This window comes from Burkholderia sp. 3C (genome assembly GCF_054589155.1).
Window position 1 is genome coordinate 239,561 of sequence record NZ_BAAILN010000044.1, and the last position, 24,463, is coordinate 264,023.

General features: G+C 64.5%; 17 protein-coding genes, 1 pseudogene and 1 riboswitch. Of the genes and pseudogenes, 12 read left to right on the forward strand and 6 right to left on the reverse strand.

The genetic code is table 11. The features are described from left to right. Positions 1 to 341: 341 nt before the first annotated feature. The 5 genes and pseudogenes from ACYP33_RS07485 to ACYP33_RS07505 all read right to left on the reverse strand — a co-directional run. Positions 342 to 4,211 (reverse strand): SNF2-related protein, encoded by a 3,870-nt coding sequence (locus ACYP33_RS07485; RefSeq protein ID WP_459620738.1) that lies wholly within the window; start codon positions 4,209 to 4,211, stop codon positions 342 to 344. Beyond that, positions 4,211 to 5,902, reverse strand: a complete 1,692-nt coding sequence (locus tag ACYP33_RS07490; protein ID WP_459620739.1) for an EH signature domain-containing protein — start codon at positions 5,900 to 5,902, stop codon at positions 4,211 to 4,213. Before ACYP33_RS07490 ends, ACYP33_RS07485 begins: the two co-directional genes overlap by 1 nt. Positions 5,903 to 5,946: 44 nt before the next feature. After that, positions 5,947 to 6,651, reverse strand: a complete 705-nt coding sequence (locus ACYP33_RS07495; protein ID WP_459620741.1) for an OmpA/MotB family protein — start codon at positions 6,649 to 6,651, stop codon at positions 5,947 to 5,949. Between the two features lies 1 nt (position 6,652). Further along, positions 6,653 to 8,656 (reverse strand): anti-phage ZorAB system protein ZorA, encoded by a 2,004-nt coding sequence (gene zorA / locus ACYP33_RS07500; RefSeq protein WP_459620743.1) that lies wholly within the window; start codon positions 8,654 to 8,656, stop codon positions 6,653 to 6,655. A 444-nt stretch (positions 8,657 to 9,100) separates the two neighbouring features. Continuing rightward, a pseudogene (locus ACYP33_RS07505) lies at positions 9,101 to 10,015 on the reverse strand (tyrosine-type recombinase/integrase); the annotation flags it as partial. 591 nt (positions 10,016 to 10,606) lie between these two features. On the opposite strand from ACYP33_RS07505, the gene ACYP33_RS07510 reads away from it, so the two are divergent. The 7 genes from ACYP33_RS07510 (at position 10,607) to ACYP33_RS07540 (ending at position 18,225) form a co-directional block, all read left to right on the forward strand. Next, the gene (locus tag ACYP33_RS07510) at positions 10,607 to 11,710 is read left to right on the forward strand and encodes a substrate-binding domain-containing protein (protein ID WP_459620745.1); all 1,104 of its coding nucleotides are present in this window, start codon (positions 10,607 to 10,609) and stop codon (positions 11,708 to 11,710) included. 230 nt (positions 11,711 to 11,940) lie between these two features. Then, positions 11,941 to 12,999 carry an ABC transporter substrate-binding protein gene (locus ACYP33_RS07515; protein ID WP_459620747.1) on the forward strand — a complete coding sequence of 353 codons (1,059 nt, stop codon included), beginning with the start codon at positions 11,941 to 11,943 and terminating at the stop codon, positions 12,997 to 12,999. Between the two features lie 22 nt (positions 13,000 to 13,021). After that, positions 13,022 to 13,843, forward strand: coding sequence for an ABC transporter permease (locus tag ACYP33_RS07520; RefSeq protein ID WP_459620748.1), 822 nt, complete (start codon positions 13,022 to 13,024; stop codon positions 13,841 to 13,843). Beyond that, positions 13,840 to 14,760 (forward strand): ABC transporter permease, encoded by a 921-nt coding sequence (locus ACYP33_RS07525; protein WP_459620750.1) that lies wholly within the window; start codon positions 13,840 to 13,842, stop codon positions 14,758 to 14,760. Before ACYP33_RS07520 ends, ACYP33_RS07525 begins: the two co-directional genes overlap by 4 nt. Positions 14,761 to 14,801: 41 nt before the next feature. Further along, positions 14,802 to 15,836: an ABC transporter ATP-binding protein gene (locus tag ACYP33_RS07530; protein ID WP_459620752.1), complete on the forward strand. Its 1,035-nt coding sequence runs from the start codon at positions 14,802 to 14,804 to the stop codon at positions 15,834 to 15,836. Positions 15,837 to 15,865: 29 nt separating this feature from the next. Beyond that, positions 15,866 to 16,690 carry a phosphodiesterase gene (locus ACYP33_RS07535; RefSeq protein ID WP_459620753.1) on the forward strand — a complete coding sequence of 275 codons (825 nt, stop codon included), beginning with the start codon at positions 15,866 to 15,868 and terminating at the stop codon, positions 16,688 to 16,690. A 329-nt stretch (positions 16,691 to 17,019) separates the two neighbouring features. Next, positions 17,020 to 18,225, forward strand: a complete 1,206-nt coding sequence (locus tag ACYP33_RS07540; RefSeq protein ID WP_414444371.1) for an MFS transporter — start codon at positions 17,020 to 17,022, stop codon at positions 18,223 to 18,225. Positions 18,226 to 18,483: 258 nt separating this feature from the next. Here ACYP33_RS07540 and ACYP33_RS07545 read toward each other — a convergent pair whose 3' ends face one another. Continuing rightward, positions 18,484 to 19,419, reverse strand: a complete 936-nt coding sequence (locus ACYP33_RS07545; protein WP_414444370.1) for an EamA family transporter — start codon at positions 19,417 to 19,419, stop codon at positions 18,484 to 18,486. On the opposite strand from ACYP33_RS07545, the gene ACYP33_RS07550 reads away from it, so the two are divergent. The 5 genes from ACYP33_RS07550 (at position 19,418) to ACYP33_RS07570 (ending at position 24,280) form a co-directional block, all read left to right on the forward strand. Next, the gene (locus tag ACYP33_RS07550; protein WP_459620756.1) at positions 19,418 to 19,600 is read left to right on the forward strand and encodes a hypothetical protein; all 183 of its coding nucleotides are present in this window, start codon (positions 19,418 to 19,420) and stop codon (positions 19,598 to 19,600) included. The genes ACYP33_RS07545 and ACYP33_RS07550 overlap by 2 nt on opposite strands. Positions 19,601 to 20,052: 452 nt before the next feature. After that, positions 20,053 to 20,146, forward strand: a riboswitch (TPP riboswitch). A 74-nt stretch (positions 20,147 to 20,220) separates the two neighbouring features. Continuing rightward, positions 20,221 to 22,152 (forward strand): phosphomethylpyrimidine synthase ThiC, encoded by a 1,932-nt coding sequence (gene thiC, locus ACYP33_RS07555; RefSeq protein WP_414444368.1) that lies wholly within the window; start codon positions 20,221 to 20,223, stop codon positions 22,150 to 22,152. 235 nt (positions 22,153 to 22,387) lie between these two features. After that, on the forward strand, positions 22,388 to 22,600 hold the full coding sequence (locus tag ACYP33_RS07560) for a glycine zipper 2TM domain-containing protein (protein WP_414444367.1): 213 nt from the start codon (positions 22,388 to 22,390) through the stop codon (positions 22,598 to 22,600). Between the two features lie 142 nt (positions 22,601 to 22,742). After that, positions 22,743 to 23,099 carry a hypothetical protein gene (locus ACYP33_RS07565; protein ID WP_459620758.1) on the forward strand — a complete coding sequence of 119 codons (357 nt, stop codon included), beginning with the start codon at positions 22,743 to 22,745 and terminating at the stop codon, positions 23,097 to 23,099. Between the two features lie 245 nt (positions 23,100 to 23,344). Then, positions 23,345 to 24,280, forward strand: a complete 936-nt coding sequence (locus tag ACYP33_RS07570) for a DMT family transporter (RefSeq protein WP_459620760.1) — start codon at positions 23,345 to 23,347, stop codon at positions 24,278 to 24,280. Positions 24,281 to 24,463 lie beyond the last annotated feature (183 nt).

Sequence of the window (24,463 nt, forward strand, 5' to 3'; positions counted from 1 at the left end):
GTGGGTCGTGCACGTTCAAAAATACGCGACACGCGGAAAGCACTGAATGCGGCCGCAATAAAAAAACCGTGAAGCCTGACGCTTTCACGGGTTTCGGGACGTCATCGATGCACGTCGAACTGCGATCTGGTGCGGGGATCAGAATAGAACAAATCCATCTGTTTCCTGTCGTGCAAGAAGGAGCGCACCTCAAGATGGCCAGATGCCCCCATATCTTCACGACCTTGAATCGGCGGTGCCCCCAGCAGCGCCCCGAGCCCTGCCGCCTATTCAATCCCTGAAAATTCGGACGCCGCATCGCCTCGCTCTGAGGCTGCCTGAAAAACCGCCCACGAACTCGCTCAAACTATCAATTCAACCATCGTCGCCGCATCCTGCAAGGCGTCGTCGAACTCGTAGTTAGTTATGGGGTACAGGTTAAGAAGCTCAGCTAGGCGCTCGCGAACCACAAGTTCCACTTGGTTCGCTGCTGCCTGCTCCCTTGCTCCAGACGTGAACCCTTGGTTGGTCACAGCAATCCTGCGGAATCGGGTGCCGCGGAACCTTGCCTGGTATCTCGCCGCACCTGCCACCACCTCCTTAACGGCATCCCAGCCAAGTTCTGCGGATTTCGAACTCTTGCACTGGATGAGCTCGCCATCTCGTTTCTTCAAGGCGACGATGTCGATGCCGCCGTCGCCCCCACGCTTTGGCGTGACGGTCGCTTGAAATCCCTGCTTCTGCCAAAGCAGAGCACAGAAAACCTCGAAGCTATCCCCGTCCATACGGTCAACTTCCTCCATCGTGAGGCGACGCTCCGGCAGAGCCTCCCCAACTGTCCCGTCTCCGACCAGTTCCTTGAAAGACGCATCCTTGCCTGAGCCGTTGAGCATCGCTGTCAAACCACCATCATCGAGCGTGGCACCAGCCAATCCGGCCTTTCGCTTCAAGAGCTGGTCCAGCCGCACTTCGAAGGTGGGGAAGTCGTCTGCGACCACGGTTGGGCAATACACGAACACATCTCGCTCTTGGCCGATGCGGTACGCCCGGTCCGTCGCCTGCGACTCCTTTGAGGGATTCCAAGCGCGCGTGAAATGGAACACGTGGTTCGCGGCAGTCACATTCAAGCCGGCACCTGCGGCCAGGGTCGACAGGATGATGACGTCGAATCCTTCCTTGGCGGTGAATTTGTCGATGTACGCCTGGCGGCCCTGAGAATCGCCGTTGATGATGAATGGCCGCAATCCGAACGACTCTTTCAAGAAGTAGTACAGCGCGGCTTGCGCCTCACGAAGCTCAGTGAAGACTATGGCCTTTTCGCCGGCCTTCCGGACCTCGTCGAGGCGTTCGAGTAGCCAAGCCAGTTTCGGCGAATTCGAGAGGTGTGCTTCGCGCCCAGACTTGTCCACAAGGAACTTGGTTCCGGGAAGGCAATAGGGCTCGGCGCAGACAGCCTTCATCAGGTGGAGCGCACCGAAGGAGAGTTGCGCACGTTTGCGGCCGTTGGACTCGTTGGCTGCATCCTGGAGCTTCTTCAATCCCCCCTTGTAAAGGATGCGCTGATGGTCCGTGATGGCGATTTCCAGGAGTTCCTGCTCGGCCAGCTCTGACTTGAACTGAAGCGCGTCCGCCCCAGCTTTCTTCACCACGAAGAACTTCTTCTTCAGATCAGCAGCGATATCGGCCTTGGTTCGTCGCAGCGTCTGTGGTGCAATCGCCGCCTGCAGTCGCTTCATCGAAGCAACCTGCTCGTCGGTCTCACATTCGATGGGGCGACGGTAGCTCTTGCCAAAGTCCTCCAGGGCCCCAAGCAGGCCGGGTTGAACTAGGTCAAACAGGCACCAGAGGTCGGCAAGGGAATTTTCTACAGGGGTCCCTGTACAAGCGATGCGGAAGTCAGCCTTCAGCTTCTTCGCGGCGAGGGTCACCATCGTGCCAGGCGTCTTAATGCGTTGGGCTTCATCACATATGAGAAGCGCAAGCGGCTGCTTGGCCAGCGAGAACTCGTACGAGGTCAGCACTTCGTATGTCGTAACTATGACCTTGGCCGTGCCTGCCCAGTTTGGCTTAAGCAGCTCGACAATTCCCTTGTCCTGCAACTGGCTGTCGATGAGTCCAAGCGGCTGCTTACGGTCACTCAGTTTGTCGCCGTACAGAACGAGCACTTCGGGGAAGGATTCGTTAAAGAACTTTCGGGCTTCATTCGCCCAGTTCTCAAGCAAGCTCTTCGGCGCGAAGATGATGGATGGAGCCGCATTCGGGTTGAACTCGTAGTACCAAGCGAGCACGGAAAGCAGTTGGAGAGTCTTTCCCAGTCCCATGTCGTCAGCGAGAAGTGCACCTCGGCACTCTGCTGGCCCCTTCGACATCAGGTGCTGGAACCACGCAACCCCATAGAGTTGGTGCTTCTTGAGCTCGATGCCGGGGCGCAGGCATCTCGGTAACTGCGCTGTCCATCCTTCAGGCAAGGCCAGTGACTCACGGCGCTCTTCCAGGTAGTCGACGCCGTGGAAGTTCGTCTTGACCAAGAGCGTCTCCCGAGGCCCCTTTTTTTTCTTGCCCTTGGACTCCCCCTCGACCTTAACCCGATCCTGCTTGCCGAGCATGGAGTTGAACCCATCTGCGAGCGTCCGAGCCTGCCCAGTCGACACGGCGGTCGGCAGGCTCGTGTTTCGCACCTCGGAAGCTCCAGCTTTCTCTGCTTCCTCAACTTGTCGGGTGAACTCATTCACCCACTCCTTCGTGAGGGGGATGACCACTTGTCCTTCATGACCTTGAAGGGTCACCTTCACCATTGGAATCAGGTCGGATGGGAGCCAACCTGAATTATCGTCACCGTCCTTCTTCTCGCGCTGGAAGACGGGCACGTAGATAGGCTTGGCGACTCCGATACCTTCGATGCGACTGCTATACCCATCGAGCTGATAGACGTCCTCGAAGTTGATGCGCTCAGCCGGTTGTGTGCGCCACAAATGCGCCAACTGCAGGCCTTGTTCCAACTGAATCGTCGACTCGGCGTCGATGGTCAGGTCATACTCATCCCACGGAAAGCGCTCCCTGTCTTGTTCGAGCGCAGACCTCAGATCCTGCAGAAACCCATCGAGCTCACTCGGGGTCTTGAACGTCGAGCCGTTTGTACGAGACGCGCCATCTCCGAAGTGCTCCGTCACCAACAGGTCAACCGTGTTGACGCGACCTTGGTCTGTTCTACCGACAATGCTAAAGACCGCTGCCACTGGTCCAGCCTTGGCACGGTCATGTTCGAACTCGTCCTCCTTCAGAACTTCACGTGCGCCGTCCCCAAGAAAGGCGAAGGGGTTGTGGATGAACTTCTCTGCCTTGACGCCAGCAACCTTTCGGCCCGGCATCTCCCTTTTGATAATCGAAAGAACCTTTCGCACCGGCTCGGAGATGACGACGCGCACGCGACCGGGACCTCGCGTCAGATCATAGTGCGGCTGCACTGAGTTAAAGCCGTCAAAGGCAGTGAGCCAGCCGTCCGGTGCGCCCTCGAATGTCGGCGAGACCGTCAGGACCCGGCCAAATGGTGTGTCTTCGCTAGACAATGGCAAGCGGAGGCTGTCCGGAGTGAGGACCAGCGTTGTCTCCAGATACGGGTTAGCGTAAAGCGCTCCAGCTTGGTCGGCAGCACGGCGAATGCGCCCCCAAGCCAGCTCCTGGGAGTGTTGGTTGCGCTCGCTGGTCGGCCGAGTGCGCAGAGCGGCAATCTCAATGACCGTGGACCATGCCCATGGAGAGAGCATCTGCGGTCGACCACCGACAATAGCAACTGCACCTTGCAACCGATCTACCGAGACCGGTCGGGTCCCATCAGACCACCCAGAAATCTCAAGGTCGAAGTCATCGGAGGACAATGTGCCGGCGCCGTCGATTACCGGCCTGAGTGGCCCTTGTGGAGGGAGTTCGAGCAGCTTCAGGGCACCGACGTGCTCAGCCGAGATCTGCAGAGCAAAGATGTCAGCCCAGGAGATGGTTGCGCTGGCAACCGCCAACTGGCACCGACCGTCAGAAGCCAACTGGACAAGGTAGGCACCAAGCACGGTGTCCTCCGCTCCAGCCTCGTGAATGGCATCAAGCAGTCCTTCTGGAGTCGGCTCCGTGAGCTCGTGTGCGAACTCAATCCGTACGCCTGCATCGGTCCAGGCTGTCTTGAGTGTTGGTTCCGAAGACTTGGCTGTCTTGGAACGCTTGAGAAAATCGAACAGGCCCATCAGGTCTCCGGGTAATACCAAGCCTCGCGACTGTTTGCCCACTTGAATCCAAGTGCCTTCAGTTCAGCCGCCAGTTGCACACGCTGAAGTGGGTCTTCGATCCAAAGACGCCCTCCATTTGACGACTTCCGCCGATCGTCGATTGACGCTCCCCGGAACTGGTCGATGACTGCTTTAAGTCGACCCATATCAGGTCCGCCAGTAGTCGAATTCGTCGCTCTGATCGTTGCATTCGACCCCGAGCGATCTCCAACTTCAGACATGCGTCCCGTGCTGGTGGTCGTATCCGGAGGTGAACTCGCCGCAACCCGCCTCGATCCCGCGACATCGGGAATAATCCCCAGTTGTCGAAGTTCCTGCTCTGCTCGGGATGCCCAGCCATCCCGATGAATAATGCGCAGTGCACAACCATTTCGGTAGCCAGCACCCAAGTCGGAAGAGCCTCCCTCGTAGTGGCGCGAATAAGGCTCGAACGGGAGTTGGTCGGCCCGATAGACGTAACAGGCGTTCGGCTTCTTGCTGAACTCGACGATGAGATACGGGCCCAACTTCATCATGAAAGCGTCGACCTCAGGCTTGCTAGTGAGCTGGGCGTAAGCGCCTTCTTCCCGAGCAATGAGCTCACGAACGCCGGCGTTGGTCCGCTTCAGCGCCATTGTGTCAGTGCCGAATACCAGACGGGTCCAGGAAATCTGCTTCATGTACTTCGACCAAAAGGCCAACCGCCCCTCATCGGCATTGTTCCGCGCTGCCAGGATGTCGAAGAAGTCCTTGAGGTTGCGCTCGTTGACCCAGCCGAGCACCATTTGCCATACGGGGTCCGATACGCGGTTCCAAGCCGTTGCGATACCTGCAGCCTTGAGCTTCGGATTCCTCCAAACCGTCGGTTGGCACACGAAATCACGCAGCGTCTCGTCCGGCGGAGCTCCCTTGCAACCGTGATAGCGGATAAGGATGACTTCGACGGCATCGTCCCGGAAGCCGGGCTTGCTCTGGATGAGCTTGATGAGTTGCGGAATAAGCCTGCGGAACTCGACGTCCACCGCGGCTGCAGCCCCGTGGACTGCCCCAAGAACCAGTGAATGCCAGAACCAGCTAGACGGGGGGATGCCAAGGTCCGCTGCCAGACGGTCCGTGGCCTCGGTCTCACCACGCAGATAGGCCCTCGAATACTTCTCGACCGGCCGTGAAGTGAGTACCTCGGCTTCGTGCCGAAGGACATTGACCCAGTCCGGAACCAGGTCCTTGCTCGCTTGGCGGTCAATCAACGGCCACGTGCGTTCAAGAAAAGCGCGAAGCGCTTCCCATCCCGCATGTGTCGAGACGTCCAGACCTCGGTCAAGATCGAAGTGGAAGTACGAGTATAGGAGTCCGTGCCAAGTCAAACGCCACAGCTCTCCGCGCTTCGCCTCAGCCTCGTAAGAGGCAAGTAACGCAGGAAATTGCTTGGAGGCCAGAGCCATTGCGCCAGCCTGCTCGCGGATGGGCTCCGCCACCGCAGAGGCTACAAGGTCACGCTGCCATGTGTCGAGCGGTTGGCCACGCACAAATGTACGTGCTGCGGCGTAAGCGTCCTCCTCGCTGGGCTTGGCCTTCGCAAACCCTTGGAACAGTTGCTCTGCTTCTCGCGTTGGCTTCTCGATCAATTCTGGTTTCCCGAACTCCCCGTCGTGCAGGCCCATTGCTGCCATCGACGTAGCCAAGTCAAGACTCAATCGCTGAAGAGCAGACGTAGCTAGCACCGGCCAAACTCCTTCCCTTTCAGGACATCGCTTCCCTTCGGCACCTGTTCGTCCAATCCCCAAAAGTCAATCTTGAACTCAACTCGGCGGCTTTCGGCCTTGTCCGTCTTAATAGAGTTGAACGAGTAGCCTCCTACAAGAAAAAGCTCTTGGACCTTCCGCAATTGCTCAGATGTCAACCCGTCCGCCGCTCCACTGCTTTCGAACAGGGAACAGACTACGCTTCGACTACGGTCGAGACTGAGCTGAAGGTTATAGAGGTAGGTGCCGTCCTCGTCGGTGAACCCCTCGACGACGACGCTTCGCATCCAGCGCCGACCTTCAGCCGTGTCCTTTGCACGCAGAAGCACGGGGATGTAGCTGCGGAGAAACTGGCCCGCTGTCGTGCTGATGGTATAGCTGCCGCTCTCGAACCGAACCTCCTTACCGAGGTCGATGCGGAAATTCTGTTGGTCAACGCCGACCCCGGTGCTCTTAGGGTCCTGAGCAATCATCTGCATCAGGCGGCTGATCGCAGCAGTCCGCTCGATGGTCGCGCGCGTGGCCGCGTCAATGCTCTGCGTGACTGAAACCAAGGTCACGGCCATTACAACGAGGAAGAGCACCATCAATGCGGACATGAGGTCGGAGAAGGAAATCCAAAACGGACTTTCCCCCTCGTGCTTTGTACCTCTCTTGAGAACTAGCCGTGTCAGCACGTCAGGCCCTCTTCATGCGCTGGACGGCATTAGCCAGCTCTTGCACCACACCGTTCAGGTGACCGGTGCCCTGGGCAAGGTGACGATCAGTCTCGGCGATGGTCGACTTGACCTGACTGACCAGCGAGTTGCCAAAGTCGCTAAAAGCCTTCACCAAGGCCGCATTGACTTGGTCTAAATGCAAGCGGGCTTCTGCCTCCGAATGCCTCATGGCGTCCGCACTTGACTTGATGCTGTTGACCAATTCCTGCGAAACGCCGGCCTCCTTCTTCACGGATTCGATCAACCCCATCAAGGACGCCACCTGCGTGTCTACTGTCTTGCGTGTGGTGTCGTACTGCTCGAACCCGCGCTGTACTGCGGTAGACGCTGCTTGCAGGGACGCCGCCGTCGAAGCCAGCGTGTCCGTCACTTGGGTAGAGCGCTCAAACACGCCAGTCACCGCAGTTCCAGCATTTTCGAAGCGCTGGGCTGCAGAACCCATCGTCAGGGCCCCCTGGTTCATGCCGTCGATGGCCCGTAACGAGACATCGCCAAGCATATCGATGTTGCGCTGTGTCTTGGAAACTTGGTCGGCAACGGTGCCGAGCAAGGACTCGACCTGTGTCGAAAGGCCACCGACCAGTTGGTCCGTCTGAGCCGCCAGCCGCTCATTTCGGCCGGCCTCCTCAGCAGCAGAGGCTTTCCGAACACCTTCCAGGCCCTCCATCGCCATTGCGACCTCGCCGAGGACTTTCATCACGGCCTCATCCATCGCCTTCTTGGAGTTGCTCTGTTCTTCAGATACGAGGCGACGGAAATCTTGGACGAACTCGCGCATCTGGTCGGTGAGCAGTTGCTGGTTGTCCGCCGCTTTCTTCATGGCGTCCTCGAGCGTTCCGCTCATCTGCGAGGCGGCCTGCTCGTTAGTGCGCTTAATGTCTGCCAACAGCCCCTGCAGAGACGATTGAACTGCTGCCATCGAGTCCATCGACCTCTGCATCTGCTCGTTGATGCCCCGCATCTGTCCGCCGAAGGTGTCCTCCAGCTTCGCCATAAAGCCGGTGAGTAGGTTCTCCAGCATTGTGTTCACCTGGTCGCCGTTACCGCGAGTCGTTACCTCAATCGCTTCGCTGACGCGCTTCATCGGCTCAGCGATGGCCGTCGAGATGGACTCGCCGATATGCTTGCCTAACGCCAGCGATGACGCTTCCTGCGCTGCAATCTGGCGATCAACAAGGTTGGTCATCATCTTGTGGAGGTCTTCGACAAGAGCGTCCTTCAACTGCGCCGTACTGGCAGCGCTCTGCTCCGAAGACTTAACCAGCCGTGCCAGATACTCCTCACCGGCACCTGTCTTGTACAAGCCATCAATGCCGTTAGTCAGCTGCTCCGCCAAGCGATAGAAGTACGCAAGGACAAGGCGGCTGAGGAAGACCACCAGCATCGCGCAGAGAATAGCAAAACCGGATGCCACGAAGGCATGCTGGACACCCTCGAGTAGCGGCCCGAGCCCATTAACCGTGTTCTGGATTTTCTCGGGGTCAACCTTGAATTTGTCGAGCCCATTAAGCAGGCCAGCAAACGTCCCGATGATGCCGAGTCCGGTGAGGACGCCTGGTAGATGGCGGGTGAACTCATCGAACAGGCGGCCATCAACCAAGACCTCCTTGGTGAACATTGCTTCGGCGGGAACCGTAGCGCGGAATTCGGTCGAGGCGGTAGCGCCGGAGCCCGCCAGCCGCACTTCGTGCACCGTATGCGCGTATTCTTCCCATAGATGCCGGAACGGCTCCTTCGAGAATATATCGTTGACGTTTTTGGGGTTGGGGGCGGAGCCTGCTAGTTGGCGAACGGCCTTCACCGATGCCGTCAACTGCAACCAGACTTGGGTACCCTTCACGGCGTATCCAATCAGGAAGATGACGGTGAAGGCCGCAACCAGAAGAAAGACGTAGAGCGGCAAGCCATGCAGGCTCGCGAGCGACGGATGGACTGCACCCAAGGCCTTCGATACTTCGTTCACTTCTTTCCCCTCTCCGACCTACGTTCCCCTTTATCGGACGAGTCTTCTAGCTTTCTCGCCGAATCCATTGCACGAGCAGAAGTTTTCAACCAAGACGTCCAACATGTTGGTCAGGCTTCGACGCTCATGTTCGGCGGCCAAAGCTAGAAGCTTCTTAGTTCTGGGCATAACCCTGAAGACATCCCAATGTCTTCTCAGCGCCCATAATTTTTTGTATTGCATCGCGCAATATATATTACAACGTAAAACGCGATCAGTGGAGCAGCCTCCTAAAACGCCGGACACAGCCACTCACTTGAACCAGCGGTAGGCATAACACTGTGTTTTTGACTGACACCAGGCAGGAAGTGATGGACGTGTTGACGTGCCCAGAGCGTCGACTTCAACATCGAGTTAGTTGGTTTGCGCACCAGTATCTGCCTTGATTTTTTCCAAATAATCAGCCTACTTCTGCATCACTATTCTTCGCTCCTTGATGAATTTCGTTCGGTTGTACGCTTTTGCAAGGTTATCGGGAACGGAGTGGGCTAGCTGATGCTCGATCACCTCTGGCTTTTGCTCTAATTCTTCATGAAGAATTGTTCCCGCCATCGCGCGAAAACCGTGTCCGGTGATTTCAGTTCGTGTGTCATAGCCTAACCTCCGCAGCGCCGATCGCTCATAGGACGCGAGGCCGATCGCGCACCCGGAAACACATATCGGCCATGACCAGTGAGCGCACGAAGCTCTTGCAAAATCTGAACAGCTTGGCGAGCCAACGGGACAAATTGCCCCGTCTTGGTCTTCGTGACGAGATATCGCCACTCGCCAGGTCGAGTGAATAGCAGGGGGCAGCTTGAGCGCACACAGGACAGGGGATGTGCCTGAGAAGCCATCAAACGCTCACAGCATATCCGCCACCTTGCGTGGCTCAGTGATAGATGCAAATGGGTCGTCTGTGCTGGCGGAATTGCGTCAACAAGATCACGAGCCGGGTCGGTGGTGCAATACCCGTCCTTGATCCCATACCAACATGCACGCCCAATCTCCCCTCGAACACGGTGAGCCGTAAACCGTGCACCTCGGCTATCAATTCGTTTCAAGACCTGAAAGATCTCGGGGGCGTGAGCTCAAATATCGGCCGCTTGCCGATCCACGGGATGACGTCCTTCTCAAAACGAGACATCGTTTTAGCCCATGAGCCCTCAGTGACATATGGCTAACGTTCGTTCATGAAGCCTCAAGCGACGGATTCGAACAAGTGAGAGGCCGCTAATACCGCTGCGCGCTTGTCCGCCTTTTTGGCCTCCCCTGGGTCCACGCCTGCGGCGAGCTTCTTTCGGGCCCATCCCTTTCTTCACGCGCCGCCGCCAGTGACACATATAAAAAACCCGTGAAGCCTGACGCTTTCACGGGTTTCTGAACTTCATCGATGCACATCGAACTGCGATCTGGTGCCGGGGACCGGACTCGAACCGGCAAGCCAATAAAGGCGGCGGATTTTCGTCACACTGCTTCTTTCAAAGCCGGCTACGCTTGACGCGGCCGTTCGTGCGCTGGACTATGCCTTCGCCGTCGTCTGCGCGCGTAACCCGCACGCGTGACCTTAGGCGCCCCCCGTCTAGTCTCTACACCTTCCCGAGCGTCGCGCACGCGACAATCGGGCTTGGCTCGGCGTTGCCTCGGCACACCGTTGCGCGCCAGGGGTTTCACCGAATTTGAGGGGTTCTGCACCAGCCGTTTCCGACCGGGCACTCAATCATTTAAGTCCGCTATGTCTACCAATTTCATCACCCCGGCTGAAAGGGCGGTCCGCATTCTACCACTGGTCCGGCACGACTTCGCAGCGCTCTGCCGCCATCCATGTAGCGGCGCAAAAACAACAGCGCGCAAGGATCGGCCGGCCGTCACGGAAGCGTCACAATCGCTGCCGATAATCGACAATGTAAACGTTTACATCCGCGAGATTCCATGACTTCGACCATCAAGGATGTGGCAGCCCTGTCCGGCTTTTCGATCGCGACGGTGTCACGCGCGATCAATGCGCCGCACACCGTCAGCCCCGGCACGCTGGCGACCATCCGGGCGGCGATCGACACGCTGCAGTTCCGCCCGAACCCGCTTGGCCGCCAGTTGCGCAGCGAACGCACGCAGCTGGTGGGGGTGATGTTGCCGACACTCGCGAACCCGGTGTTCGCGGAGTGCCTGCAAGGGCTGGACGAACTCGCCTCGCAGGCCGGCTTCAAGCTGATCGTGATGAGCACGGAGTATGACACGGCGCGCGAACGGCATGCCATCGAAACGCTGCGCTCGCAGCGCGTCGAAGGGCTGATCCTGACGGTCGCGGACGCACACGCCCACCCGCTGCTCGATGCGCTCGACGCGGATGGCCAGCTCTACGTGCTGATGCACAACGACACGCCGCACCGCCCGTCGGTGGCGGTGGACAACCGGCTCGCGGCCTACGACGGCGTGAGCCGGCTGATCGCGCGCGGCCATCGCCGCGTGCTGATGCTGGCCGGCTCGCTGTCGGCGTCGGATCGCGCCAAGCAGCGCCACCTCGGCTACACGCAGGCGCTCGCCGATCACGGCCTGACGCCGCTGCCGGTGCTCGAGGTGGACTTCAACGCGCCGGTCCTGCCCGACGCGGTGCTCGCGCACCTGACCTCGGAAGCCACCCGCCCGACCGCGATTTTCTGCAGCAACGACCTGCTCGCGATGGTGGTCATGCGCGGCCTGCGCGGCGCGAATTTCAACGTGCCCGACGATTTCTCGGTGCTCGGCTTCGACGGCCTGGCGATCGGCGAACTGCTCGCGCCGTCGCTGGCGAGCGTCGCGTCGCCGAACCGCGAGATCGGGCGGTCGGCCTGGCGGCGGCTGGCCGAACGGCTGGCCGGCAATACCCACGAGAAGCCGGCGCTCACGCTGCCGCACACGCTGCGCGACGGCGGCTCGATCGCCACGCTGCCCGGCACGCCGGCGGCGCGGCTGCCGCGCCGCGCCACCGACGTGGAGGTGGGCACCGCCACGAACGCCGACGACGCCGCCGCCGGCAACGCGGCGCCGAACGCCTGAAGCCGCAGCCCGATGTTCACCGTGCCCCGCTCGCCCCGTCCAACCCACCGGCCCGATTCGCGCCGTCGTTTCACTTCGGTATCCATACCGATCGGGCCGGCCCCGGCACACGGCGGCGCCCGCCAGCGCCACGCATCGAGCGCGCGGCACGTACCGCCCGCCGCCCCGTTCCCGGCAGCGCATGTCGCCCGGCATACCGACGCCCTCGCCCCCGTCAGGAGACTTGCTTGATGTTTCGCCCACGCTTCCCGCGCGCGCTGTCGACCGCGCCGCGCCGCGCCGCTTGCGCGCTGGCGACCCTGGCCGCGCTCGGGTCGCTGGCTGCGATCACACCGGCCGCCGCGCGCGATGACGACACCGCGATCTGCTACAACTGCCCGCCCGAATGGGCCGACTGGGCGGCGCAGATCGCGGCGATCCGGCAGAAGACGGGCATTCGCGTGCCGGCCGACAACAAGAACTCGGGCCAGGCGCTCGCGCAACTGCTCGCGGAGCAGAAAAGCCCAGTGGCGGACGTGGTGTACCTCGGCGTGTCGGCGGCGATGCAGGCCAAGGCCCGGGGCCTGGTCGAGCCGTACAAGCCGGCGCACTGGGATCAGATCCCCGCCGACATGAAGGATCCGCAAGGCTACTGGTTCGCGATCCATTCGGGCACGCTGGGCTTCTTCGTCAACAAGGATGCGCTCGACGGCCGGCCGGTGCCGCGCTCGTGGGCCGACCTGCTCAAGCCCGAGTACAAGGGGATGGTCGGCTATCTCGATCCGTCCAGCGCGTTCGTCGGCTACGTGGGCGCGGTGGCGGTCAATCAGGCGCTCGGCGGCTCGCTCGACAACTTCGCGCCCGCGCTCGACTGGTTCCGCAAGCTCAAGGCGAACCGGCCGATCGTGCCGAAGCAGACGTCCTACGCACGCGTGCTGTCGGGCGAGATCCCGATCCTGATTGACTACGATTTCGACGCCTATCGCGCCGAATACAAGGACCGCGCCAACGTGGCGTTCGTGATCCCGGCCGAGGGCACGATCACGGTGCCCTACGTGATGAGCCTGGTGAAGAACGCGCCGCATGCGGCGAACGGCCGGAAGGTGCTCGATTTCGTGCTGTCCGACGACGGCCAGAAGCAATGGGCCGACGCCTACGTGCGCCCGGTGCGCGCGCAGACGATCAGCCCGGCGGCGGCCGCGAAATTCCTGCCGGCGAGCGACTACGCACGTGCCAAGCAGGTCGATCTGAACAAGCTGGCGGCGGGCCAGCAGGCGTTCGGCCAGCAGTACCTGCAGGCGCTGCGGTAAGCGGGCGGAGCGAGGCCACACGATGCGCGATCTCACGTTCCCCGCTGGCTGGCGCATCGCGCTGGTCGCACCGGCGCTCGCGGTGTTCGCGGCGTTCTGGCTGCTGCCGATGGCGGTGCTCGCGCGCGTGTCGGCCGGCGACGATCTGGTGGCCACCTATCTCGCGCTGCTCGGCAACGCGCGCTACATGACGAGCCTGGCCTCGACGGTCGCGCTGTCGGCCGCGGTCACGGCGCTGACGCTGGCGCTGGCGACCGCGTCGGGGCTGCTGCTCGCGCGCCGCCGCTTCGCCGGCAAGCGCCTGCTGGTCGCGCTGCTGACCTTCCCGCTGGCGTTTCCGGGCGTGGTGGTGGGCTTCATGGTGATCATGCTGGCCGGGCGGCAAGGCCTGATCGGCATGCTGTCGGCCAGGCTGACCGGCGATCGCTGGGTGTTCGCCTATTCGGTGGCGGGCCTGTTCGTCGGCTACCTGTATTTCTCGATTCCGCGCGTGATCGTCACGGTGATCGCGGCGGCCTCGAAGCTCGATTCGTCACTGGAGGAAGCGGCGCGCTCGCTCGGCGCGTCGCCGTGGCGCGTGTTCATCGACATCGTGCTGCCCGCGCTCGCGCCGGGCCTGATCGCCTCGGGCGCGATCTGCTTCGCCACCTCGATGGGCGCGTTCGGCACGGCGTTCACGCTGGCCACCGAGCTCGACGTGCTGCCGATGACGATCTACACCGAGTTCACGCTGAACGCGAACGTGGCGACGGCGGCGGGCCTGTCGATCGTGCTCGGCCTGGTGACGTGGGCGGTGCTGGCCGTGGCGCGCAGCCTGACCGGCCAGACGGCGGCGGCGGCATGAACGCGCCGCGATCCACGCAACATTCGGCGGCACGTCTCGGACGGCGGCTGCCGCGTCTGCCGCATCTGCCATCGGGCCGTGCCGTCGCGGCCGGCGTGCAATGGGCCGTCACGCTCGCGCTGTGCGCGTTCCTGCTGGTGCCGGTGGCGATGTCGGTGCTGGCCGGGTTGACCGTCAATTATTTGCGCGGGCCGTCGAGCGGCCTCACGCTGCGCTGGCTCGGCCAGGTGTGGACGCAGTATCACGACTCGGTGTTCCTCTCGCTCGAAGTGGCGGCGGCCACGCTGGCCGTCACGCTCGCCACCGGCGTGCCGGCCGCCTACGCGCTGGCGCGCAGCCGCCATCGCGCGGCGCGGCTGGTCGAGGAAGCGCTGGTGCTGCCGGTCGCGCTGCCGGGGCTGGCGTCGGCGCTGGCGCAGCTGGGCGTGTACGGCGGCTTCACGGCGTTCCGCACCAGCCTGTGGTTCATCGTCGCCGGGCACGTGGTGTTCACGCTGCCGTTCATGGTGCGCGCCGTGGCGGCGGTGGCCGCGCGCGCCGACCTGCGCACGCTGGAGGAAGGCGCGGCCAGCCTCGGCGCATCGTTCCCGACGCGCTTCGCGACCATCGTGCTGCCGAACCTGCGCCCCGGCATCGTGGCCGGCGCGCTGGCCGTGCTGACGCTGTCGATCGGCGAATTCAACCTGACCTGGATGCTGCACACGCCCGACACCAAGACGCTGCCGGTCGGGCTGGCCGATACCTACGCGTCGTTGCGCATCGAGGTCGGCAGCGCCTACACGATCCTGTTCCTGCTGATGACGCTGCCGCTGCTGGTGGCGATGCAATGGCTCGGCGTCGATGCGACCGGCACGCGCGTGGGCGACGCGTCGAGCGCATCAACGCGATCACCTCGATCGCGCGAGCCGTCCGCCTGAATGCAACCCATGCTCCCCTGCCTGCCCTGCACTGCCCGCCGATGAAGCTCGATTCGATCCCCGTCACGCTGACGCGCTGCGCCAAGACCTTCCGCGCCACGCGCGTGCTCGAACCGCTCGACCTGGCGATCGGCGCGGGCGAGACAGTGGTGCTGCTCGGCCCGTCCGGTTGCGGCAAGACCACCACGCTGCGCCTGATCGCCGGCCTCGACACGCCCGACGCGGGCGGCACGATCGCGTTCGGCGACGAGGACGTGACCGCGCTGCCGATCGAGCGCCGCCAGGTGGGCATGGTGTTCCAGAACTACGCGCTGTTCCCGAACCTGTCGGTGCGCGGCAACGTCGGCTACGGCCTGAAGATCCGCCGCACCGATTCGGCCACGCTGCGCGCGCGCGTCGACGAGCTGCTCGCGATGATGCAACTGACCGCGCACGCCGAAAAACCGGTGACCGAACTGTCGGGCGGCCAGCGCCAGCGCGTCGCCCTGGCCCGCGCGCTGGCGGTGCGTCCGCGCGTGCTGCTGCTCGACGAGCCGCTGACGGCGCTCGATGCGAAGCTGCGCGACACGCTGCGCCGCGACATGAACGCGCTGCTGCGCGAGCTGGGCGTGACGACCGTCTACGTGACGCACGATCAGGCCGAGGCGATGGAGCTGGGCGACCGCATCGTGGTGATGGGCGCGGGCCGCATCGAGCAGATCGGCACGCCGCGCGAGATCTACTACCAGCCGGCCAACCGCACGGTGGCGCAGTTCATCGGCACGCTGAACCGGCTCGCCGGCGTTTGGCACGACGGCGCGCTGCACACGGCCGGCGGCGCGGTGCCCAGCGCGCGCCCGGCGGCCGAACTGTTTTTCCGCCCCGAGGACGCTCAACTGGCCGATCCCGACGATCCCGCCACGCATCTGCGCGGAACGGTGGCGGCCTGCGCGTTTCTCGGCGAACGCACCCGGCTGACCATCGAACATGCGGCGCCCGATGCGGTCGTGATCGACGTGCCCGGGCGCATCGCGCTCGCGCGCGGCACGGCCGTCGGCCTGACGATCGCCGCCGAAGGCCTGATCGCACTCCCCTGATTCCACTTCGCCACACACCAGGACACACCATGCTGCTCGCCCAGATCAGCGACCTGCACATCAAGCGCCCGGGCGCGCTCGCCTACCGTCGCGTCGATACCGCGGCCAGCCTCGCGCGCACCATCGCGCGCCTGAACGCGCTCGCGCCGCGCCCCGACGCCGTGCTCATCACCGGCGACCTGACAGACTTCGGTCACGACGAGGAATACCAGCACCTGAAACGGCTGCTCGCGCCGCTCGAAATTCCGTATTACCTGCTGATCGGCAATCACGACGAACGCGGCGCGCTGCGGCGCGTGTTCGACGAGCGCGCCGAACTGCAGGGCGGCGAATTCGTGCAGTACGCGCTCGATCTCGGCCCGCTGCGCCTGATCGCGCTCGATTCGCAGACGCCCGGCGTGAGCGGCGGCACGCTGTGCCCGGCGCGGCTCGGCTGGCTCGCCGACGAACTCGACGCGGCCGCACGGCGCCCGGTGATCGTCGCGCTGCATCATCCGCCGTTCGCCTCGGGCATCGATCACATGGATCGCCAACGGCTCGACCCCGAGGCGTCGCGCCGCCTCGACGCGCTGCTGCGTCGCCACGCCAACGTCGAGCGTGTGTTGTGCGGGCATGTGCATCGCACGCTGTTCGCGCGCTTCGGCGGCACCATCGCGTCGACGGTGCCCGCGCCGGCCCATCAGGTGGCGTTCGACCTGCGCCGCGACGCGGCGCCCGCGTTCGCGATCGAGCCGCCGGCCTTCGCCGTGCATCGCTACGATCCGGCCGAGGGGCTGGTTACTCATCATGTCTATGTCGAGGATAGTGACGGGCCGCATCCGTTTTATGACGCGGCGGGGGCGCTGATCGACTGACGGGCGGGGGGTTTCGGGGTTTCGGGGTTTCGGGGTTTCGGGGTTTCGGGGTTTCGGGGTTTCGGCACTTCGGCACTTCGGCACTTCGGCACTCGGCACTCGGCACTCGGCACTCGGCACTTCGCAGCGTGGCGCAGAAAGGCACCGGGAGGCGCTGGACCGGAAGACGTGAATCGCCACCGCGCAACCAGATCGCCGCGTCGGCAGAGTTCATGCCGCTCCGGTATGATCGGCAGCCTTTGTCGGTCGGTCGGGCCGGCGCGTGCGCATGCGTTGCGCGCACGGCGTCTCATCGCCCCGGCGCCGCCACGCTTCGATCCGCTCTCGCCATGTCCAGCTCATCCCGCTCCGCCGCTTCGCCGTCCGACGCCCACCGCCACTACTCGCGCGGCCTGCTGCTCCTGCTCGCGACCATCGCGGGCGTATCGGTCGCCAACATCTACTACAACCAGCCGCTGCTCGGCGCGCTGCGCAACGCGTTCCCCGCCGACGCCAACTGGATCGGCGTGGTGCCGACCGCCACCCAGCTCGGCTACGCGGCCGGCATGCTGCTGCTCGCACCGCTCGGCGACCGCTTCGACCGCCGCAAGCTGATCCTGCTGCAGATCGCGGGCCTGTCGGTCGCGCTGCTGGTGGCCGCCGCGGCGCCCGCGCTGCCGGTGCTGGCCGCGGCCAGCCTGGCGATCGGCGTGCTCGGCACCATCGCGCAGCAGGCCGTGCCGTTCGCGGCCGAAATCGCGCCGCCGGCCGAGCGCGGCGCGGCGGTCGGCACGGTGATGAGCGGGCTGCTGATGGGAATCCTGCTGGCGCGCACGGCGGCCGGCTTCATCGGCGAATACCTGGGCTGGCGCGCGGTGTTCGTGGCGTCGGTGGTCGCGTTGATGGCGGTGGCCGTGGCGGTGCTGCTGCGGCTGCCGCGCAGCACGCCCACCTCGACGCTGCGCTATCCGCAGTTGCTGGCCTCGCTCTGGCATCTGGCCGTGGAGCTGCGCGGGCTGCGCTACGCGGCGGCCACCGGCGCGGCGATGTTCGGCGCGTTCAGCGCGTTCTGGCCCGCGCTCACGCTGCTGCTGGCCGGCGCGCCGTTCCACTACGGGCCGCAGATCGCGGGCCTGTTCGGCATCGTCGGCGCGGCGGGCGCGCTGGCCGCGCCCTATGCGGGCAAGTCGGCCGACCGGCGCGGGCCGCGCGCGGTCATCACGCTGTCGATCTGGCTGGTGGCGGTGTCGTTCGGGATCTTTGCCGTGTCGGCGAGCAGCCTGATCGGCCTGGTGATCGGCGTGATCGTGCTCGACGTGGGCGTGCAGGCCGCGCAGATCTCGAACCAGTCGCGCATCTACGCGCTGAAGCCCGAGGCGCGCAGCCGCGTCAACACGGTCTACATGGTCTGCTATTTCATCGGCGGGGCGCTCGGCTCGTCGGCCGGCGTGGAAGCATGGCACCTGGCCGGCTGGAGCGGCGTGTGCGCGGTCGGGCTGGCGTTCGCGGTGCTGGCCGGCGCGATTCATCATCGCGGCGCGCGGCATACGGATTGAGGCGGCGCGGGTGGAGCGCTGCGGGTACTACGGATGCAGGCGGTGCGGATAGAGCGCTGCGGGCATTACGGGCACAAGCGGTGTAGATAGAGCGCTGCGGGCACTGCTCGGACGCAGACGGCACGGATACAAGCGCAGGGGGCACGATCGGCACTGGCGGCGCAACACACCCGCCCCCGAACCGCCCGTCACGCACGGCTCGCGCCGCTCCCAGCCCACCCGCCACCGTCCCACCGGCCGGCAGCCCCCACCCTCACCTCACCGCGCCGGCTTGCGCGCCGGATCGCAGACGAACGACAAGCCCACGCTGCCGAGAATCGCCAGCGTGGCGATCACCGTGGCGGTCGTCACCGGCTCGCCGAGCAGCAGCGCGCCGAGCGCCACGGCGACGATCGGATTCACGTACATGCAACTGCTCGCCAGCACCGGGCTGGTGTTGCGGATCAGATAGCCGTACGCCACATACGCGATCATCGTGCCGAAGATCATCAGGTACAGAAATGCGAGCGTCGGCAGCGCGGCGAAATGCACGCTGCGCTCGCCGAGGAAGAACGCCGCGGTCGACGAGGCCAGCCCGCCCAACCCGATCTGCAGCGCGGTCGAGAGGAACAGGTCCGACGGCAGCTTGAGCCGGCTCGACAGATGCACGCCGCCCGCCCAGAACAGCCCGCCGCACAGCACCGAGATGCTGCCGAGCGTCGAGCCCGGCGTGGACGGCCCGCCCGAATTGAGGATCACGATGCCGACCATGCCGAGCCCGACGGCTACCCACTCGCCGCGCGCGACCGCACGCCCGGCGATCGCGGCGATCACGGTGGCGAACAGCGGCACGGTGGCCACCATCACGGCCGCCGAGCCGCTGCTGACGGTGCGCATGCCGAGCGCGATCAGCCCCGACGACGCGGCCACCAGCATGGTGCCGACGATCGCCGCGTTGCGAACCTCGATCAGCGACGGCATCGCCGGCTTGCGGCGCATCGCGAACACGAACAGGCCGATCCCGGCGATGCCGTTGCGCATGCCCGACAGCAACAGCGGCGGGAACGCCTCCAGTGCGATATGGAGCGCCAGATACGTGGAGCCCCACACGAAATAGATGAACGCGAGGGCCAGCGCGACGCGCCCGCCTCGGCTTTCGGGCAGACGGAAGCGGATACGCCCCGCGAGGGCGAGCAGTCGATCGAACGGGGTCATGGTTCAGCTCGACGCGAACGTGGCGATCAGCGCGGACGACGAGGCGACGGACGACGACGCGAAACAAGGTCGAGGCGCGCCGGACACGGGCGGCACCGACGGCGCGGCCGGGGCCTCGGCGAGCGGCGCCGCGAAGCGATCGGAACGAAGGGAACGAGCGTGCGCGCGCGGCCGGCAATGAGCCGGAGCGGCAGGGAAAAACAGGCGGGACGGCATGTCGTCGAGAACGGAACCGAAGGAAGTCGAACTGGCCCGGCAGCGCGGGAGCGCTGCGACCGGCAGCACGTCGAAAGCATTATGCATGAACGCCACGAACGAAATTCGGGGTCAATCAGGAAATGCGCGGCGCTGACGTTTCGGCGCGACACAGCCACCCGGCAATTGTCGTCAAACGACCGGAATCAGCCGCCAAACGACAGCACCAGACAGCGCCAACCCACGGCGCCCACCGCCAACGCCGGACCGACAGCGCCGAATCGCCCCCGGCGTTTTCCAACCATTTTTGCGGCCGCCAGCGGCCAGGGGCCTGCCTCGATGGCCTGCCACGGCGGCAATCGGTATCCCGACCGGTTGAAACCTCGGCCGTCCGGGTGTATCGTTCGGCCTGCTAACGCGGGGGTCCTGCGTTGCGCGGTCCGGCGTTCGGGATTTCGCGCTTCGCGGGTGAGAAATACCCTTTGAACCTGATCTGGATAATGCCAGCGCAGGGAAGCGTACGGGCTTGCGCCATCCGTCGTCCTTCCGGCCAGCCTGCCGCCTATTTCGTCTCCTGCTTAGCGCCCCACATCAGGAGATGAACGCATGAATGCCAATCCGAAGTTCCTGTCCGCCGACGCCCGCGTCGACGCCGCCGCCGTCGCTCCGCTGCCGAATTCGCGCAAGGTCTACGTGACCGGCTCGCAGCCGGACATCCGCGTGCCGATGCGCGAGATCACGCAGGCCGACACCCCGACCGGCTTCGGCGGCGAGAAGAATCCGCCGATCTACGTGTACGACACGTCCGGCCCGTACACCGACCCGGACGCCACCATCGACATCCGCTCGGGCCTGCCGGCGCTGCGCCAGGGCTGGATCGAGGCGCGCGGCGACACCGAAACGCTCGACGGCCTGTCGAGCGAATACGGCCTCGAGCGCGCGGCCGACCCGGCCACCGCCGAGCTGCGCTTCCCCGGCCTGCATCGCAACCCGCGCCGCGCGGCGGCCGGCAGGAACGTCACGCAGATGCACTACGCGCGCCAGGGCATCATCACGCCGGAAATGGAATACATCGCGATCCGCGAGAACCAGCGCCGCGCCGAATATCTCGAAAGCCTGAAGACGAGCGGCCCGAACGGCGCCAAGCTGGCCGCCATGATGGGCCGCCAGCACCGCGGCCAGGCGTTCGGCGCCGCCGCGTTCGGCGAGCAGGCGCTGACCGAGATCACGCCGGAATTCGTGCGCGACGAGATCGCACGCGGCCGAGCGATCATCCCGGCCAACATCAACCACCCGGAATCGGAGCCGATGATCATCGGCCGCAACTTCCTCGTGAAGATCAACGCGAACATCGGCAATTCGGCCGTCACGTCGTCGATCGGCGAGGAAGTCGACAAGATGACGTGGGCGATCCGCTGGGGCGGCGACACGGTGATGGATCTGTCGACCGGCAAGCACATCCACGAAACGCGCGAGTGGATCATCCGCAACAGCCCGGTGCCGATCGGCACGGTGCCGATCTACCAGGCGCTGGAAAAGGTCAACGGCAAGGCTGAGGACCTGACCTGGGAAATCTTCCGCGACACGCTGATCGAGCAGGCCGAGCAAGGCGTGGACTACTTCACGATCCACGCCGGCGTGCGCCTGCAATACGTGCCGCTGACGGCCAACCGGATGACCGGCATCGTGTCGCGCGGCGGCTCGATCATGGCGAAGTGGTGTCTCGCGCATCACAAGGAGAGCTTCCTGTACGAGCACTTCGAGGACATCTGCGAAATCATGAAGGCCTACGACGTGAGCTTCTCGCTCGGCGACGGCCTGCGCCCCGGCTCGATCTACGACGCGAACGACGAAGCGCAGCTCGGCGAACTGAAGACGCTCGGCGAACTGACGCAGATCGCCTGGAAGCACGACGTGCAGGTGATGATCGAAGGCCCGGGCCACGTGCCGATGCAGTTGATCAAGGAAAACATGGACCTGCAGCTCGAATGGTGCGACGAAGCGCCGTTCTACACGCTCGGGCCGCTGACGACCGACATCGCGCCGGGCTACGACCACATCACGTCGGGCATCGGCGCGGCGATGATCGGCTGGTTCGGCACGGCGATGCTCTGCTACGTCACGCCGAAGGAACACCTCGGGCTGCCGAACAAGGCCGACGTGAAGGAAGGGATCATCACGTACAAGCTCGCGGCGCACGCGGCCGATCTGGCCAAGGGGCATCCGGGCGCGCAGGTGCGCGACAACGCGCTGTCGAAGGCACGCTTCGAGTTCCGCTGGGAAGACCAGTTCAACATCGGCCTCGATCCGGACAAGGCGCGCGAATTCCACGACGAGACGCTACCGAAGGATTCGGCCAAGGTCGCGCACTTCTGCTCGATGTGCGGCCCGCACTTCTGCTCGATGAAGATCACGCAGGACGTGCGCGACTTCGCGGCCAAGCAGGGCCTGACGGAAAACGAGGCGCTGAAGAAGGGGATGGAGGTCAAGGCCGTCGAGTTCGTGAAGACCGGCGCCGAGATCTATCACCGCCAGTAAGGCGGTTCGCGGCGGGCCATGGTCGCACGGCCTTTCAACAGGCAAGCGCAAGCCGTGTGCCCGCCGCGATACATTTGATTACGCCGGACAAAACGGCTTAACAAGTCCTTACAGCAAGGTCGGGCGCGCTCGCCTAGATTGGTAATGTCGCGCGCGAATGCGAACTATCGGTGAGCCACATGCCTGCATCGACGCACCGCGCGCCCCGACCCTTCCATTCTGTGAGGACACAGCCATGAACGCGATTCGACGAGCCGGCATCGGCGCCATCCTGATCGCCACCATCGCAAGCCTGTCGGCCTGCGATTCGATGAGCACGCGCCAACGCGATACCGCGATCGGTGCCGGCGTGGGCGGTGTGGCGGGCGCAGCAATCGGCGGCAGCGCGCTGTCGACGCTGGGCGGCGCGGCCGCCGGTGGGCTGATCGGCAATCAGGTCGGCAAGTAAGGCCGGAGGCGCTGTGTGAAGCGGCCTGTTTTCGGCGCAGGATGAAATCTGCCGTTACCGTTTCACACAGCGTTTCATCTTTCGCAGGCCTAAGCTCCGGGTATCTTCCTTCGACCAGGACGCCTCCGCGCGGAGGCTCGCCATGAAAACCCGCCTCCTTATCGCCGCCGGCCTCGCCACCGTCTCGCTCGCCGGCTGCTATTACCCGTACGGCTACTATCCGGGCGGCTATTACGCTGCCGCACCCGTGCAGACCGAAGCCGCGCCGATCGCCGCCCCGGCTTCCACTTACCCGGCGCCGGTTGCCGCGCCTGCTCCTGCGTATGTCGCACCGGCCTATCCGGCCTACTACCCCGCCTATCCGGCCCCGGCCTACTACCCGGCCTATTCGGGCTTCTGGGCGCCGTCGATCTCGCTCGGCTTCGGGTTTGGAGGCGGTTGGGGTGGACGGGGCTGGGGCGGCCGAGGTTGGGGCGGCGGTTGGCACGGGCGGCGTTGATCGTCGATGCGGGCCGGCTTGCCGGGTGCCGAAGCGAGGCTTCGGTGCCGTCATGCGCGTGCCGCCGATCGCTGCGCGCACAAGGATTCCAACAGGGCCGATCCGGCGGCGTGGTGACATCGCGCACTGACGGCCAGCTCGCTCGCACCATTTTCCGCTTCTTGCCGTTTCATCCCGGCGTGTAACATCGGGCGCGCGGGCGGGGCTACCCTGCCTCGCATTCGTCGCTCACTGCCCACCACGCCATGTCCACCCGCCAACTCTCGCTGTTGCTCCTGCTTGCCTCGCTCTGGGGCGCATCGTTCCTGTTCATTCGCGTCGGCGTCGCCGAATTCGGCGTGGCGCCGCTGATGGTGCTGCGGGTCGGCTTCGGCGCGCTGTTCCTGATCGTGCTGGCACTCGCGCGGCTCGGTCCGGCTACCGTCTGGCGCACGCTGCGCCGCCACGCCTGGCCGCTGCTGGTGTGCGGCCTGCTCAATTCGGCCGCGCCGTTCTGCCTGTTCGCGTTCGCCGAACTGACGCTGCAGGCCGGCATCACCTCGGTCATCAACGCGACGGCGCCGCTGTGGGCCGCGCTGGTTGCCTATCTGTGGCTCGGCGAGCGGCTGTCGGCGCCGCGCACGCTCGGGCTGGTGATCGGCTTCGGCGGGGTGCTGCTGCTGGTCGGCGATCAGGTGTTCGCGCCGGACGGTGCAACGGGTGGCGCGAACGCCTCGGCCACGCTGCTGGCGGCGGCCGCCGCGCTCGGCGCGACGCTGCTGTACGGCATCGCGGCCAACTACACCAAGCGCAAGCTGTCCGGCGTCGATCCGCTGCTGAACGCCACCGGCACCATGACCGGCGCGACGTTCCTGCTGGTGCCGTTCGCGCTCGCCTCGTGGCCGGCCGCGCCCGCGTCGGCGCAGGCCTGGGGCGCGGTGGTGGCGCTCGGCATCCTGTGCACGGGCGTGGCCTATCTGATCTTCTTCTACCTGATCGCCAAGGTCGGCCCGTCGCGCGCGATCACGGTGACGTTCGTGATCCCGATCTTCGGCATTTTGTGGGGCGCGCTGTTTCTCGGCGAGATCGTCGCGCCGATGATGCTGGCCGGCTGCGCGGTCGTGCTGCTCGGCACCGCGCTCGCCACCGGCGCGATCAAGCGGATTCCGGGGTTCGGGCCGGCGCGCGATCCGTTGGGGTAAGCGGCGCGAGGGGGATGCGGGGAGGGTTGCGTCGGCTGACCGGCTCGGTCGGCTCGGTCGGCTCGGCATGCAGGCATCGCCGACGCGAGCGTCATCATCGGCATCGAGCCGGCAAATCGTCATGGCGCGCCGTACCTGTCGGCGGCGCGCCACGCTCCGCATCGGCCATCCACGCCGGCCACG